Annotated in this window: 12 protein-coding genes; 9 read left to right on the forward strand and 3 right to left on the reverse strand. The window is 52.4% G+C overall.

Annotated elements, in window-relative coordinates:
* The first annotated feature begins 53 nt into the window (after window positions 1–53).
* The gene (locus ACO0U8_RS10925) at window positions 54–1,157 is read left to right on the forward strand and encodes a YcbX family protein (protein ID WP_421670780.1); all 1,104 of its coding nucleotides are present in this window, start codon (window positions 54–56) and stop codon (window positions 1,155–1,157) included.
* Window positions 1,158–1,226: 69 nt separating this feature from the next.
* Here ACO0U8_RS10925 and ACO0U8_RS10930 read toward each other — a convergent pair whose 3' ends face one another.
* Window positions 1,227–1,775: a cell division protein ZapC gene (locus tag ACO0U8_RS10930; protein WP_217204009.1), complete on the reverse strand. Its 549-nt coding sequence runs from the start codon at window positions 1,773–1,775 to the stop codon at window positions 1,227–1,229.
* A gap of 186 nt (window positions 1,776–1,961) precedes the next feature.
* A complete protein-coding gene (pyrD, locus tag ACO0U8_RS10935; RefSeq protein ID WP_056769311.1) occupies window positions 1,962–2,972 on the reverse strand; it encodes a quinone-dependent dihydroorotate dehydrogenase in 1,011 nt (336 codons plus the stop codon).
* Between the two features lie 312 nt (window positions 2,973–3,284).
* Here pyrD and ssuE point away from each other — a divergent pair, with 312 nt between their 5' ends.
* From ssuE to ssuB, 5 genes are read left to right on the forward strand one after another with little or no spacing between them, the layout of a single operon-like run.
* Window positions 3,285–3,866 carry an NADPH-dependent FMN reductase gene (gene ssuE, locus ACO0U8_RS10940; protein ID WP_056769309.1) on the forward strand — a complete coding sequence of 194 codons (582 nt, stop codon included), beginning with the start codon at window positions 3,285–3,287 and terminating at the stop codon, window positions 3,864–3,866.
* A gap of 16 nt (window positions 3,867–3,882) precedes the next feature.
* Window positions 3,883–4,869, forward strand: a complete 987-nt coding sequence (locus tag ACO0U8_RS10945) for a sulfonate ABC transporter substrate-binding protein (protein ID WP_136375742.1) — start codon at window positions 3,883–3,885, stop codon at window positions 4,867–4,869.
* A 56-nt stretch (window positions 4,870–4,925) separates the two neighbouring features.
* Entirely contained in the window at window positions 4,926–6,080 is a 1,155-nt protein-coding gene (gene ssuD / locus ACO0U8_RS10950) for an FMNH2-dependent alkanesulfonate monooxygenase (RefSeq protein ID WP_421670781.1), read from the forward strand.
* Between the two features lie 11 nt (window positions 6,081–6,091).
* On the forward strand, window positions 6,092–6,883 hold the full coding sequence (gene ssuC / locus ACO0U8_RS10955; protein WP_421670782.1) for an aliphatic sulfonate ABC transporter permease SsuC: 792 nt from the start codon (window positions 6,092–6,094) through the stop codon (window positions 6,881–6,883).
* Entirely contained in the window at window positions 6,880–7,662 is a 783-nt protein-coding gene (gene ssuB / locus ACO0U8_RS10960; RefSeq protein WP_421670783.1) for an aliphatic sulfonates ABC transporter ATP-binding protein, read from the forward strand. The genes ssuC and ssuB overlap by 4 nt, the downstream gene beginning before the upstream one ends.
* 85 nt (window positions 7,663–7,747) lie before the next feature.
* On the opposite strand, the gene pepN is transcribed toward ssuB, so the two are convergent.
* Window positions 7,748–10,363, reverse strand: a complete 2,616-nt coding sequence (gene pepN / locus ACO0U8_RS10965; RefSeq protein ID WP_136375740.1) for an aminopeptidase N — start codon at window positions 10,361–10,363, stop codon at window positions 7,748–7,750.
* 481 nt (window positions 10,364–10,844) lie between these two features.
* Between pepN and pncB the strand changes: the two genes are divergently transcribed.
* The 3 genes from pncB (at window position 10,845) to ompC (ending at window position 15,140) form a co-directional block, all read left to right on the forward strand.
* Entirely contained in the window at window positions 10,845–12,050 is a 1,206-nt protein-coding gene (pncB, locus tag ACO0U8_RS10970; protein WP_390972528.1) for a nicotinate phosphoribosyltransferase, read from the forward strand.
* Window positions 12,051–12,326: 276 nt separating this feature from the next.
* Window positions 12,327–13,727, forward strand: coding sequence for an asparagine--tRNA ligase (gene asnS / locus ACO0U8_RS10975; protein ID WP_056769297.1), 1,401 nt, complete (start codon window positions 12,327–12,329; stop codon window positions 13,725–13,727).
* Between the two features lie 300 nt (window positions 13,728–14,027).
* The gene (ompC, locus tag ACO0U8_RS10980) at window positions 14,028–15,140 is read left to right on the forward strand and encodes a porin OmpC (protein ID WP_390972529.1); all 1,113 of its coding nucleotides are present in this window, start codon (window positions 14,028–14,030) and stop codon (window positions 15,138–15,140) included.
* Window positions 15,141–15,310 lie beyond the last annotated feature (170 nt).

Genomic DNA, 15,310 nt, shown 5'->3' on the forward strand with positions numbered 1-15,310 from the left:
TCATAAAGTCTCTGGTTCTCTTTTAAGATCGAAAATCAGAGAGGCGATGTTAAGTGCCCATTCTTTCACGTTTATTTGTTCACCCGATAAAATCCATGCGTGGCCTGCAAGTGTCTCATTCGCTGGTCACCGCAACGGGTCTGGCGTTTGATCGCCAGTTTATGCTGACCGACCCTCAGGGCATGTTTATTACCGCCCGCCAGTATCCGAATCTGGTGTTGTTCATCCCGGTTCTGTTACCCGATGGCCTGATGATTGTCCCGCCGGAAGGTGAGAGCATCAGCGTCAAATTCAGTGAATTCAACGGCCAGAATCAGCCGACAGAAGTCTGGGGCAATCAGTTTACCTCACTCATCGCGCCAGAACCGGTAAATCGCTGGTTGAGTGGTTATTTAAAGCGTGATGTTCAGTTGCGCTGGGTAGGTGACGAACCGACCCGCCGGGTCAAAAAACATCCTGAAGTGCCGCTTTCGTTTGCTGACGGATTCCCGTATTTACTGATCAATGAAGCTTCGATGCAGGATTTACAACGTCGCTGTCCGGGTGGCGTCAGAACGGAGCAGTTCCGCCCTAATATCGTTGTGAGCGGCGCAGAAGCTTACGCCGAGGACACGTGGCAGACGATCCGTATCGGCGAAGTGATCTTCGATCTGGTTAAACCTTGCAGTCGCTGTATTTTCACTACCGTCAGTATTGAGCGAGGGCGTAAACATCCGGGCGGGGAGCCGCTGAAAACCCTGCAAAGCTACCGTACGGCCAGCGATGGCGATGTGGATTTCGGCCAGAACATGATTGCCCGCAATTCCGGTGTGATCCGCGCCGGCGACAGCGTGCAGGTCCTGACGACTAAACCGCCCCGCCCTTACGGCGCGGGTCAAGTGATTGAAAGTGTTGAAGCGCCTAAAAACAGCGTACAGACTCTGACCATTAATTATCAGGGCACCGAATTTACCGGCAACAATCAGCAGATTTTACTCGAGCAGCTGGAGTTACAGGGGTTACGCATCCCTTATTCATGCAGGGCGGGAATTTGCGGAGCCTGTAAAATGACGTTGAAAGACGGGCAGGTGTCACCGCTGAAAGAAAGTGCGGTAGGTAAAGACGGGACGATTCTGGCGTGCAGTTGTATTCCGGCCTCGGATATCGTGCTCAGCTAGAATTGTAGAGTTCGGAAATTTGAGATCGGAAAGAACAGGCGGTTTTATCAGAGCGTCGCTGATAAAGGATTACACCGCCTGGTCATACACATCGCGGCTGCTGGTCCTGATCGTTGCGGGCATCAAACGGTCATGCATGATTTTAATCGCATCCCCCAGCACCATGCCGCGCCCTGCCACTGTCAGCCTTTCCTGCGCCAGTAAGCACAAGCTCGCATTATCGCCTGATTCAACAATCAGCAGCGTGGCCTGTTCGCCGCTTTCCATCACCTGCACTTGTGCAAGCTGGCCGTTACCCGGCTGGAACGGACGCACCTGCTGACTGAAATGCCAGCTCTTGGGCATCAGCGGCTTTAAAAAACGAAAAGCGACCAGAGCATTTAATACTAATTCGGCGCGCTGTTCTGCCCCGAGTTTAATCTGTTTACATTGTTCTTCGAAATCGAAATACAGCGCCGCATCATCGACACAAAAAGTCATTTCGCCAAAAGCATCAGGCGTGAGCATTTTAGCCGGAAAACGGGAACGGAAAATCATGCCATTGGCGAGATCCAACATCAGTCGGTCATGTTCAGCATCAAAATACCAACGCCAATTATCATCTGGTTTGATTTTCATTTCGTCATCCTGTTCACCCTCAATGCCCGCAATCTGACTTCATTACCTGCTATCCCGATAAGAATAGATTTTTTTATAATGAAAAGAAATCAGACAAATCCTGAGCCTTAATTAAACTCAGTGGACAAAATATAGACGAGCCGGGTTAATAAATAAACCCCTGACTCGTCATGAGGAAGAAAAATATTAGATGTGGGTAACAATATCTTTGATCAGACCAGGGCCTTTGAAGATAAATCCGGAATAGATTTGAATTAAGGATGACCCGGCAGCCATCTTTTCACGCGCCGCGGTTAATGAATCAATCCCGCCCACGCCAATAATAGGCAGACGACCTTGTAATTCATTCGACAACATGCGGATGATTTCTGTACTGCGAAGCTGCACCGGACGCCCGCTGAGGCCACCGACCTGCTCACAATAATTAAGCCCCTGAACGAGTTTACGATCGAGCGTGGTGTTAGTCGCAATTACGCCATCCATATTATGACGCACCAGACTGTCAGCTATTTGGATCAATTCTTCCTGAGAAAGATCGGGCGCGATCTTCACGGCAACAGGAACATATTTCTGATGACGCTGTTGGAGTTCGAGCTGTTTATTCTTGATCGCTGCCAGTAAATCATCCAGCGCTTCGCCGTATTGCAGCGAACGTAATCCCGGTGTGTTGGGGGATGAAATATTCACGGCGATATAGCCCGCATACGGATATACCTTCTCCATACAGGTCAGATAATCGTCTTTGCCCTGCTCTACCGGCGTATCTTTATTCTTACCGATATTAATGCCGATGATGCCGCCAAAATGGGATTTTTTGACGTTATTGACCAGATTATCAACACCGTGGTTATTAAAGCCCATGCGGTTAATCAGGCCTTCCGCTTCCACTATACGGAATAAACGCGGTTTATCATTGCCGTCCTGCGCACGCGGGGTAACGGTTCCGACCTCAATAAATCCAAAGCCCATGGCACCAAACGCATCAATACATTCGCCATCTTTATCAAGACCGGCGGCCAGCCCTAGCGGGTTTTTAAAAGACAGCCCCATACAGTTCACCGGTTTCGTCGGTACTGACTGGCGGATCAAAAATTCAAGCGGTGTGCCGGAAATACGGCTCAGCTGACGAAAGGTTAACTCGTGGGCGCGCTCTGGATTGAGCTGAAACAGTGCTTTCCTGACAAGAGGATAATACATGGAGACTCCTGGATTCCCGGTGGCTAGACGGGGCAGTATTATCGACTAACCGCCGGTCAATTGGAAACGATAACCGGCCAATTGCAGTAATAAATGCCCACGCGCGCAAACGATTACTTTTTATTTACTTCTGATTCACGTTTTCCTCCGTTCCTGCCTCAGGGTGCCCCTCCCGCTGAGGGCGCTTTATCCGTTTTGCGACTATTGATAGCCAAAATTGAGATTTCCGCTCCGCCGCCTCTGCCTGTTACGTTAATTTCACTTTGTTAATGAAAATAATGGTTCTATAACTATTTGTTATAAGGAATAGAGATGCGCGTTATAACTCTGGCAGGCAGCCCGCGACAACCCTCCCGCTCTTCTTCCCTGCTGGCGCTCAGTCACCAGTGGCTGGCGAGCCGTGGCGTGGAGGTCTTCACCTACAATCTTCAGGATTTTTCCGCCGATGACCTGCTGTTTGCAAATTTCTCCAGCCCGCAGCTGAAACAACTGATTGCCGAGCTGGCTAGTGCAGATGGTTTGATTGTCGCGACGCCGGTCTATAAAGCGTCGTTTTCAGGTGCGTTAAAAACGCTGCTGGATCTGCTGCCGGAGCGCGCACTGGATCACAAAGTCGTTCTGCCCCTGGCCACGGCGGGTTCCATCGGCCACATGCTGGCGGTGGATTACGCACTCAAACCGGTGCTCGCTTCGCTGAAAGCGCAGGAAGTTCTGCAAGGTGTTTTCGCCGATGACAGCCTGATCACTGATTATCAAACGTTCCCGGCCACGCTGGACCCGGCCCTGGCCGAGCGTCTTAACGAATCGCTGGAAAACTTCTATCTGGCACTCAGCCGCCGCCGTCCGGTTGCCACGCCCGCAGCCTCTCTTTCAGCGCAAGTTCTGCGCGTCTGACAAAAAGGAATTCGCCATGACTGCGTCATTTTCGTTCTCTTTATCGTCTCTTCGCCGTCTGCCGGTGGTCGCCAGCTTGCTCACCAGCCTGCTCCTCAGCGGTCACGCGGTGGCTGACGAAAAGGCGCCGGAGCAACTTCGCATCGCCTATCAGAAAGGCTCGGTTGGCCTGGTGCTGGCAAAATCGCACAAATTACTGGAAACACGTTTTCCGAATACCAAAATCACCTGGATTGAGTTCCCGGCCGGGCCGCAAATTCTGGAAGCCCTTAACGTCGGCAGTATCGATTTAGGCGGCACCGGTGATCTCCCCCCGTTGTTCGCTCAGGCGGCGGGTGCCGATTTGCTCTATATCGGTTCGGAACCGCCGAAGCCGAAAGCCGAAGTTATTCTGGTTGATGAAAACAGCCCGATCAAAAGCGTCGCCGATCTGAAAGGTCACAAAGTGGCGTTTCAGAAAGGCTCCAGCTCGCATAATTTGCTGATCCGCGCCCTGCAACAGGCCGGGCTAAAACTCAGCGATATTCAGCCGGTATACCTGACGCCAGCCGATGCCCGCGCCGCCTTCCAGCAACATGACGTGGATGCCTGGGCCATCTGGGATCCCTATTATTCCGCCGCACAGGTACAGGGAAATGTCCGGGTGCTGACCGATGGTTCCTCATTGCATCAGACCGGTTCGTTCTATCTGGCACCCAAGAAATATACCGAAGCCAATCCGCAGTTTATTCAACAGGTTCTGACGGTGTTAACGCAGGCGAATGCGCTGACCAAAACCGATCGTGAGCAAAGTATCAAACTGCTTTCCCAGTCGATGGGACTGCCCGAAAAAGTGGTTGCGTCATATCTGGATCATCTGCCGGATCTGCCGATTACGCCGGTCAGCGCTGAAACAGAAAAGCGCCAGCAGCAAACCGCCGATCTGTTCTATGAGAATCACATTTTACCTAAGCAGGTCGAGATCAAAGACCGCATCTGGAAACCGACCGTTCAGGCTAATTAATTATCTGACGACTTAACCGCCATCACGAGCGGAAACAAACGAGAGAGGAGTAACCCATGAGTCTCAACGTATTCTGGTTTTTACCTACCCACGGTGACGGTCGCTACTTAGGCACAGAAGAAGGTGCACGCGTCGTTGATCACGGTTATTTGCAACAAATTGCGCAAGCGGCTGACCGCCTCGGTTTCGGCGGCGTATTACTGCCGACCGGCCGTTCCTGCGAAGACTCATGGTTAGTGGCTGCTTCACTGATTTCTGTCACGCAACGCCTGAAATTCCTGGTGGCGCTGCGTCCTGGCATTATTTCCCCGACACTGGCCGCACGTCAGGCGGCGACGCTTGACCGGCTTTCCGGCGGCCGGGCACTGTTTAATCTGGTTACCGGAGGCGACCCGGCCGAGCTGGCTGCCGAAGGTCTGCACCTCAATCACAAAGAACGTTATGAAGCCTCGGCAGAATTCACCCGCATCTGGCGTCGTGTGCTGGAAGGCGAAACGGTGGATTACGAAGGCAAACATATTCAGGTGAAAGGCGCGAGCCTGATGCACCCGCCGGTTCAGTACCCTCGCCCGCCGTTGTATTTCGGCGGTTCTTCTGACGAAGCACAGGATCTGGCCGCAGAACAGGTGGAACTGTACCTGACCTGGGGCGAGCCGCCGGCGTTAGTGAAAGAGAAAATCGAGCAGGTGCGCGCGAAGGCCGCCGCAAAAGGCCGCACGGTGCGTTTCGGCATTCGTCTGCATGTGATTGTGCGCGAAACCAATGAGGAAGCGTGGCGCGCCGCCGACAAGCTGATCGCAAACGTTGATGATGAAACCATTCAACGCGCACAGGCCGCGTTTGCCAAAACCGACTCCGTCGGCCAGCACCGCATGGCGGCTTTGCACGGCGGCGATCGCAATAAACTGGAAATTTATCCGAATCTTTGGGCCGGTATTGGTCTGGTGCGTACCGGTGCAGGCACTGCGCTGGTCGGCGATGGTCCGACCGTTGCGGCGCGGATGCAGGAATATGCCGATCTGGGCATCGACACCTTTATTTTCTCCGGCTATCCGCATCTGGAAGAAGCGTACCGCGTCAGCGAACTGCTGTTCCCGCATCTGGATCTGGCGAAACCGGAAGACGAGAACGTGGTGAAGAAAGCCATTTTGCCGCGTGGTGAACTGGTCGCTCACGACTTTGCCAATAAAAGCGTCACCCGTCAGCATTAAGGAGAACGGACATGAACGCATCACAACGCTGGCTGCACCGTATTTTGCCGTGGATTGTGCCGGTGGTGCTGATCGGGGGCTGGCAGGTGGCGGTCGAGGCGGGCTGGTTATCCAACCGCATCCTTCCTGCGCCCAGCGCCGTGGTCGAAGCCTTCTGGACCTTAGCGAAAAGCGGTGATCTTTGGCAAAACCTGAAGATCAGTACGTTTCGCGCGCTGACCGGTTTCGCCATTGGCGGCAGCCTGGGTTTACTGCTCGGCTTTATTACCGGACTCTCCCGCTGGGGCGAGCGTCTGCTCGACAGTTCACTGCAAATGCTGCGCAACATTCCCCATCTGGCGCTGATCCCGCTGGTGATTTTGTGGTTCGGCATCGACGAAACCGCCAAAATTTTCCTGGTGGCACTGGGTACGCTGTTCCCGATCTATCTCAATACCTATCACGGCATCCGCAATATTGACCGTGGTTTACTGGAGATGTCCCGCAGCTATGGGTTGTCCGGTTTTCCGCTGTTTATTCAGGTGGTTTTACCGGGCGCACTGCCGTCCATTATGGTCGGTGTGCGCTTTGCGCTGGGTTTAATGTGGCTGACGCTGATTGTCGCCGAAACCATTTCTGCTAACTCAGGCATCGGCTATCTGGCGATGAATGCGCGCGAATTTTTGCAAACTGACGTTGTGGTCGTCGCCATCGTACTTTATGCCATCCTCGGCAAACTCGCCGATATTCTGGCCCGTCAGCTGGAAAGTGTCTGGTTGCGCTGGCACCCCGCTTATCAGAAAAAACAAGGAGACGCCGCATGAGCGCACCTGCACGCATACCGCAAGGCACGCCGGTCACATTGTCTGGCATCACCAAAAAATACGGCACCCGCACCGTGCTCAATGACATCAACCTGCGTATTCCTCCCGGCCAGTTTGTGGCGGTTGTGGGCCGCAGCGGTTGCGGAAAAAGTACGCTGTTGCGTCTTCTTGCCGGACTGGAAAAAACCACGCAGGGCGAACTGCTCAGCGCCAGCGCCCCGCTCAGTCAGGTGCGTGACGACACCCGTCTGATGTTTCAGGACGACCGCCTGCTGCCGTGGAAGCGGGTGATTGATAACGTTGGCTTAGGCTTAAAAGGTAAATGGCGCGATGCAGCGCTGGCGGCTCTGGAAGAAGTCGGGCTGGCCGATCGCGCTGACGAATGGCCCTCGGCGCTGTCGGGTGGACAAAAACAGCGGGTGGCGCTGGCACGTGCGTTGATCCATCGCCCACGCCTGCTGTTGCTCGACGAACCGCTGGGCGCGCTGGACGCCCTGACGCGCATCGAAATGCAAAGTCTGATCGAACGACTGTGGCAGCAACATGATTTCACCGTGCTGCTGGTGACGCATGATGTCAGTGAAGCGGTGACTGTCGCTGACCGGGTGATCCTGATCGATCAGGGGCAGATTGGTCTGGATTTGACGGTGGATTTGCCACGCCCGCGCCGTAAAGGCTCGGCGAAACTGGCTGAACTGGAAGCCGAAGTGCTGGAACGCGTACTGACGCCGCAACCTCAGCAAATCGTGACGCCGCAGGCAAAACGCGCACAACACTGATCCTGGCATTCTGTGAATTCACAATGAAAAAAGGGCGATGTTTCCATCGCCCTTTCGCATTCCCGCTATTTACCGTTAACGGTGATTACGCATCTAACGCTTTGGTAATTTTCTCGAACAAATCACCGGACAGGTTTTCCAGTCCTTTCAGCTGTTCCAGCGCCTTGCGCATTTGCGCCTGACGGCCTGCGTCATAACGTTTCAGGCGGATCAGCGGTTCAATCATGCGTGCCGCCACCTGCGGGTTACGCGTATTCAAATCGGTCAGCATTTCGGTCAGGAACTGATAACCGCTGCCGTCGGCAGCGTGGAACGCTGAAGGGTTTGCAGACGCGAAGGCACCGACTAAAGAACGCACACGGTTCGGGTTGCCCATGCTGAATGAACGGTGGTTAAGCAGTGAACGCACTTTTTGCAGAACATCCGCAGACGGGCTGGTCGCTTGCAGGATGAACCATTTATCCATCACCAGGCCGTCGTGGTGCCAGCGCTCATCGTACGCCGCCATCAGCGCTTCACGGCAAGGCAACTGAGCAGACACAGCAGCCGACATCGCTGCCAGAGAATCGGTCATGTTGTCGGCCTGTTCGAACTGGGTTTTCACCAGCTGATCGGCCAGCGTCACATCGGCGAAGGCCAGATAACGCAGGCAGGTGTTACGCAGGGTACGTTTACCGATATCCTCGTGCACCACGCGGTAGGCTGGCAGACGGTTAGCGTTGTAAACCGCCAGGAACTCATCGGCCATTTCAGTTGCCAGGCAACGGGTAATGGCTTCATGCACGGCGCTGATCGCTTCGGGATCGATAATCTCAAACAACTCTGCGATTTCGTTATCCGTCGGCAGCGTAAGGATCTGCGCCGCCAGTCCCGGATCGATACTCTCATCCAGCAGTACTGCGCGGAATGCGTCAGCTACGTGCAGCGGCAACGACAGCGGTTGTTTCTGCTGATGACGCGCGACGTTCAGCTTGATGTAGATCGCCAGCAGGCTTTGCGCCGCATCCCAGCGGGCGAAATCGTTGCGTGCGTGTTTCATCAGGAAAGTCAGCTGATGATCGCCCCACTTGTAATCAAGTTTCACTGGCGCGGAGAATTCACGTAACAGAGAAGGCACCGGTGGCGCTTCGACGTCGTCGAACACAAACGTCTGCTCAGCTTCAGTGACATTGAGCACGTTGCTGACGGTCTGACCATTTTGTTTCAGCGCAATCACGTTGCCCTGCGGATCGTACAATTCGATGTCCAGAGGAATATGCAATGGCAGCTTTTCAGTCTGATCTGGCGTCGGCGGCGTTTTCTGGCTGACGGTCAGGGTGTATTGCTGTTTTTCCACATCATAGTCGTCACGCACGGTCAGTACCGGCGTACCAGACTGGCTGTACCAGCGGCGGAAAAGCGATAAATCCACATTGGAGGCATCTTCCATGGCCTGTACGAAATCGTCACAGGTCGCCGCACTGCCGTCATGACGTTCGAAATAGAGCTGGATGCCGGCCTGGAATTTCTCTTCGCCAAGCAGCGTATGCAGCATACGGATGACTTCAGACCCTTTCTCATACACTGTCAGGGTGTAGAAGTTATTCATCTCAATGACTTTATCGGGACGGATCGGGTGCGCCATCGGGCTGGCATCTTCCGAGAACTGGGCGCCACGCATAACGCGGACGTTATCAATACGGTTGACCGAGCGCGAACCGAGATCTGAGCTGAATTCCTGATCACGGAAAACTGTCAGGCCTTCTTTCAGGCTCAGCTGGAACCAGTCGCGACAGGTCACGCGGTTACCGGTCCAGTTATGGAAGTATTCGTGGCCGATCACCGCTTCGATACCCAGATAATCTTTGTCGGTGGCGGTTTCGGCTTTCGCCAGCACATATTTGGAGTTAAAGACGTTAAGGCCTTTGTTTTCCATTGCGCCCATATTGAAGAAATCAACGGCGACAATCATAAAGATGTCGAGGTCGTATTCCAGATTGAAACGGGTTTCGTCCCATTTCATCGATTGTTTCAGGGATTCCATCGCCCAGCCGGCACGATCCAGATTGCCGCGGTCGACGAACAATTCCAGCGCCACATCACGGCCTGAACGGGTTTTAAAGGTGTCGCGCAGAACGTCGAAATCACCGGCCACCAGCGCAAACAGGTAGCAAGGTTTCGGGAACGGATCCTGCCATTTGATCCAATGTTTACCGCCTTCCAGTTCTCCCTGGTCGATACGGTTACCGTTCGACAGCAGGAACGGATAACGGGCTTTATCGGCCACGATGCGGGTCGAGAAACGCGCCAGCACATCCGGACGGTCAAGATAATAGGTAATGTGGCGGAAGCCTTCAGCTTCGCACTGAGTACACAGTGCTTCACCCGACAGGTACAACCCTTCCAGCGCGGTGTTTTTCGCCGGATGAATTTCGTTGACGATGGTCAGTTCAAACGCTTCCGGCAGGCCGTCGATCGCCAGCGCACCTTCCTGCAGCTGATATTTCGGCCAGTCCTGACCGTTAATTTTCAGGCTGATCAGCGTCAGATCTTCACCATTGAGCACCAGGGAAGCGCCTTCGGCACCAAGACGTTTGATCTGGCTGACTGCGGTCACCAACGTCTTCTGTGCATCAAGTTCGAAATTAAGGTCGATATCCGTGATCGTAAAGTCCGGCGCACGGTAATCGTGGCGAAACTTGGCTTGCGGCAGTTGAGTCATAAAAAACCTTTTAGCGTTTTCATAGTTAAGGATGATGACAATTTATGGCGATGAAGGGAGGTTCCTGTCATCAGCGCACGGCTGCACAGAACCTGAAACGACCTTCAGCTTTCTCTCTAAACTCTAACACAGGCATCAGGAAATCCCAGATTGTTGCAAGGTTGTGAGTTCGTATGCGCACCTTTCAACCAAAACACAGAGTTTTCCACAAAGTGAAGGGAAAGAACCCGGATTGGCGCGCAAGAATGTAATCAATTTGTGCCTTATTTATTGCGAAGAATGGCGTAAACAGCCTTTCAGGCCGCCTGTGAGCACATTTAAGCCTCGACCGATCGTGGACAATTATGATGTGATGTGGGTTCTTTAGCGGGATATTACGGTATACTTCACAGACTTTTGCTGTTTTATTCAGAACGTTTTTTTACGGAACGGTTGTTTGTGTTCAAACACTCAGTTTCTGACGAGGATGCTGTAAAGCGCTATGACTCCATACGCCTCCCCGATTTTGACTTCGCTGTTAGATACCGATGCCTACAAGCTTCATATGCAGCAAGCGGTTTTCCATCGCTATCATCATATCAACGTGGTGGCCGAATTCCGGTGCCGTGGCGATGAACTGCTGGGCGAATACGCCGACGACATCCGTCAGCAAATCCAGTTGATGAGCGAACTGGCGCTGACAGACGATGAGTTTACTTATCTCTCCGGGCTGCCGTTCTTCACGCAGGACTACCTCAGCTGGCTGAAAACGTTCCGCTATAATCCGCAACATGTCACGGTTTCTGACCGCGACGGGCATCTGCATGTGCGCATCGAAGGGCCATGGCGCGAAGTGATCATGTGGGAAGTGCCCCTGCTGGCCGTGATCAGCGAAGTGGTGCATCGTCATCGTTCACCGCAGATCACCGCCGGGATGGCCGTGGAACAACTGCGCATGAATCTGGCCAGCTTTAGTGAACAAGCCGCTGATGTTGATCTTTCCGCTTTCCGTCTGATGGATTTCGGTACACGCCGTCGTTTTTCAGGTGAGGTGCAGGAAGCCATTGTCAGTACCCTCAAAAACGAATTCCCCTACCTGGTCGGCACCAGCAATTACGATGTCGCCCACAAATTGCAACTGGCTCCGGTCGGTACGCAGGCGCATGAATGGTTCCAGGCGCATCAGCAGATAAGTCCGGTGCTGGCCAACAGCCAGCGGGCAGCGTTGCAGGCCTGGCTGGATGAATATCCTGACCAACTCGGCATCGCCCTGACCGACTGCATTACCATGGATGCCTTTTTGCGGGATTTCGGGCCGAAATTTGCTAACGCCTATCAGGGCCTGCGCCATGATTCCGGGGATCCGTTTGAATGGGGTGAAAAGGCTATCGCGCATTATCATGCACTTGATATTGATCCGATGACCAAGACGCTGGTGTTCTCCGATAATCTCGATCTGGATAAAGCGCTGCATTTATATCGCCATTTTCACAAGCGTGTGAATCTGGTCTTCGGAATAGGAACGCGGCTGACCTGTAATATTCCCGGTGTGAAACCGCTGAATATTGTGATCAAGCTGGTGCAATGTAATGGTAAACCGGTGGCGAAATTATCCGACAGCCCAGGTAAAACCATTTGTCAGGATAAAGCGTTCGTGAAAGCGCTGCGCAAAGCATTTGATCTGCCTCTGGTCAAAAAAGCCTCCTGATCTCCCCCCAACGCCGGATCGCAAACATCCGGCGTTTTGCTGCTTTTTTCCTCTCCTTCATTCTTTCCTTTATATAGATGATATTTAATTCGCTCGGCTTTCATTCATTCCATCCATAATTTCTGTTTATCGCAGGCCCGGCCTGATAATTCTTATCCCGCGACGATGATTTCTGCTTGTGTCCTGAGAAAGGCTAAGTAACATAGCAAAATCCCTTTTTACAGGGTGTCCATTATTTCTTAATCAACATCTGTATATAAAGAAAGAGAGAAATCTATGAGCGTTGTGCCTGTAGTCGACGTACTGCAAGGCCGTGCTGCGGTTGACAGTGAAGTCACCGTACGCGGTTGGGTACGTACCCGGAGAGATTCTAAAGCTGGTATCTCATTCCTCGCCGTTTATGACGGCTCCTGCTTTAATCCATTACAGGCCGTCGTCAATAATTCTCTGCCCAATTATCAGGACGATGTTCTGCACCTGACGACCGGTTGTTCTGTTGAAGTGACCGGCAACGTGGTGGCCTCCCCTGGCGAAGGCCAGAGTTTCGAACTGCAGGCGACCGCAATTAAAGTTGTAGGCTGGGTGGATGACCCTGATACCTATCCGATGGCAGCGAAACGTCACAGCATCGAGTATCTGCGTGAGGTGGCTCACCTGCGTCCGCGCACCAACCTGATTGGCGCAGTGGCTCGTGTGCGTAACACCCTGTCTCAGGCGATTCACCGTTTCTATCATGAAAACGGCTACTTCTGGGTGTCGACTCCGCTGATTACCGCATCCGATACCGAAGGTGCGGGTGAGATGTTCCGCGTATCTACACTGGATCTGCAAAACCTGCCGCGCACTGACAAAGGCGAAATCGACTTCAGCGAAGACTTCTTTGGTAAAGAATCCTTCCTGACCGTATCCGGTCAGCTGAATGGCGAAGCTTACGCTTGCGCACTCTCCAAGGTGTACACCTTTGGCCCGACGTTCCGTGCAGAAAACTCCAACACCAGCCGTCACCTCGCTGAGTTCTGGATGGTCGAACCGGAAGTGGCATTTGCCACGCTGGACGACATCGCCTCTCTGGCTGAAAACATGCTCAAATATGTTTTCCAGGCAGTATTGAACGAACGTTCAGACGATATGGCCTTCTTCGCTGAGCGCGTAGACAAAGATGCGGTTGCCCGCCTTGAGCGTTTTGTAACCTCCGATTTCGCGCAGGTGGATTACACCGAAGCAGTAGAAATCTTAATGAATTGCGGCCAGAAATTCGAAAACGCGGTTTCATGGGGTGTCGATCTTTCTTCCGAGCATGAACGTTATCTTGCTGAGCAACATTTCAAAGCGCCGGTGGTCGTGAAAAACTATCCGAAAGATATCAAGTCCTTCTACATGCGCCTGAACGATGATGGCAAAACAGTTGCCGCAATGGACGTGTTAGCACCGGGTATCGGCGAAATCATCGGCGGTTCACAGCGTGAAGAACGTCTGGACGTATTGGACGCACGAATGGTCGAAATGGGACTCAAAACTGAAGATTATTGGTGGTATCGCGATCTTCGCCGTTACGGCACAGTGCCTCATTCCGGCTTCGGTTTAGGCTTTGAACGTTTAGTGGCCTATGTCACCGGGGTTCAGAACGTTCGTGACGTGATTCCGTTCCCGCGCACACCACGTAATGCAACCTTCTAATAAATTAAACTATTTTTAATTTACAGAATAATTACAAAACTAAGGCCAGCATTGCTGGCCTTAGTCATTTTTAAAAATAGATCCCCGTCACAAAGTTCCCTAAAATACACATTTTGTAATACATTCTTTCCCGCTGAAACATATTTAGTAATTTAGTAGCATTTTCGCTGTAGATTAAGCGAACCTCGGATGGAATAGTGCGTTCAGACACAGGAGACACCAAACTTTCATGAATAGTTCCCCAAAGAATTATTGACGGCAGTGGCAGGTGTCCGAATAAAACCAATGAGGGTAATAATAATGATGAAGCGCAACATTCTTGCAGTAGTAATCCCAGCATTGTTAGTAGCTGGCGCAGCTAATGCAGCAGAGATCTATAACAAAGACGGCAACAAACTGGATTTGTACGGTAAAGTTGACGCACGCCACAACTTCTCTGATAACGCCAGCGATGATGGCGACCAGACTTATGTTCGTTTCGGCTTCAAAGGCGAAACCCAAATTACTGACCAACTGACCGGTTACGGCCAGTGGGAATACAACGTTCAGGCTAACCATGCAGAAAGCGCTGGTGACGAAGGCAACAAAACTCGTCTGGGCTTCGCAGGTCTGAAATTTGGCGATGCAGGTTCATTCGACTACGGTCGTAACTACGGCGTAATCTACGACGTAATGTCCTACACCGACCAATTGCCAATCTTTGGTGATGACACTATGTACCAGAACAACGACAACTTTATGGTTGGTCGTGGTAATGGTATGGCAACTTACCGTAACAGCAACTTCTTCGGTCTGGTTGATGGCCTGAGCTTCGCTGTTCAGTACCAGGGCAAAAACGACGAAGGTCGTGATAGCCGTGGCCCAATTGATTCCAATGGCGACGGCTGGGGTACTTCTGCAGCATACGCACTGGGCAACTCCGGTGTTAGCCTGACAGGTGCTTACTTCTCTTCTAACCGTACCTCTACTCAGAAAGCAGACGGTAACGGCGACAAAGCTGACGCATATGCATTCGGCGCGAAATACGACGCTAACAACCTGTACCTGGCAACCTTCTACGGTGAATCACGCAACACCACCGATTACGGCAACCCAGCTGCAATTGCTAACAAAACTCAGAACTTCGAAGTGGTTGCACAGTACCAGTTCGACTTCGGTCTGCGCCCATCAATCGCTTACCTGCAGTCTAAAGGCAAGCAGCTGAACGGCTTCACCGACAACGGCTCTACTTACACCGGCGGCGATGCTGACCTGGTTAAATACGTAGAAGTTGGTACTTACTACTACTTCAACAAAAACATGTCTACCTACGTTGACTACAAAATCAACCTGCTGGACGACAACAGCTACACCAAAGCCGCCGGTCGCAGCACCGACGACACTGTGGGTGTTGGCTTGCAATACCAGTTCTAATATCACTTAACGATGCACTTACGGGTGCATCAAAGTGGATATCAAGGCAGAGCTTCGGCTCTGCCTTTTGCATTTATGTCTTCCTGAAAAGCCTCTTTCCCCGCGGCTTGCCATAAAATATTTTAATCTCGGATTCGCCCTCACAACTCTGCTTACTTTTTCCCGCAAAC

It is taken from the genome of Rahnella sp. EDr1-12, from assembly GCF_049206505.1.
Taxonomy (GTDB): domain Bacteria; phylum Pseudomonadota; class Gammaproteobacteria; order Enterobacterales; family Enterobacteriaceae; genus Rahnella; species Rahnella rivi.

Excerpts from the sequence above, each read along its gene's own strand:
- asnS (WP_056769297.1), top strand. The coding sequence starts at position 12,327 with ATGAGCGTTGTGCCTGTAGTCGACGTACTGCAAGGCCGTGCTGCGGTT.
- ssuC (WP_421670782.1), top strand. The coding sequence starts at position 6,092 with ATGAACGCATCACAACGCTGGCTGCACCGTATTTTGCCGTGGATTGTG.
- ssuE (WP_056769309.1), top strand. The coding sequence starts at position 3,285 with ATGCGCGTTATAACTCTGGCAGGCAGCCCGCGACAACCCTCCCGCTCT.
- pncB (WP_390972528.1), top strand. The coding sequence starts at position 10,845 with ATGACTCCATACGCCTCCCCGATTTTGACTTCGCTGTTAGATACCGAT.
- ssuB (WP_421670783.1), top strand. The coding sequence starts at position 6,880 with ATGAGCGCACCTGCACGCATACCGCAAGGCACGCCGGTCACATTGTCT.
- ACO0U8_RS10930 (WP_217204009.1), bottom strand. The coding sequence starts at position 1,775 with ATGAAAATCAAACCAGATGATAATTGGCGTTGGTATTTTGATGCTGAA.
- ACO0U8_RS10945 (WP_136375742.1), top strand. The coding sequence starts at position 3,883 with ATGACTGCGTCATTTTCGTTCTCTTTATCGTCTCTTCGCCGTCTGCCG.
- pepN (WP_136375740.1), bottom strand. The coding sequence starts at position 10,363 with ATGACTCAACTGCCGCAAGCCAAGTTTCGCCACGATTACCGTGCGCCG.
- pyrD (WP_056769311.1), bottom strand. The coding sequence starts at position 2,972 with ATGTATTATCCTCTTGTCAGGAAAGCACTGTTTCAGCTCAATCCAGAG.
- ssuD (WP_421670781.1), top strand. The coding sequence starts at position 4,926 with ATGAGTCTCAACGTATTCTGGTTTTTACCTACCCACGGTGACGGTCGC.
- ompC (WP_390972529.1), top strand. The coding sequence starts at position 14,028 with ATGATGAAGCGCAACATTCTTGCAGTAGTAATCCCAGCATTGTTAGTA.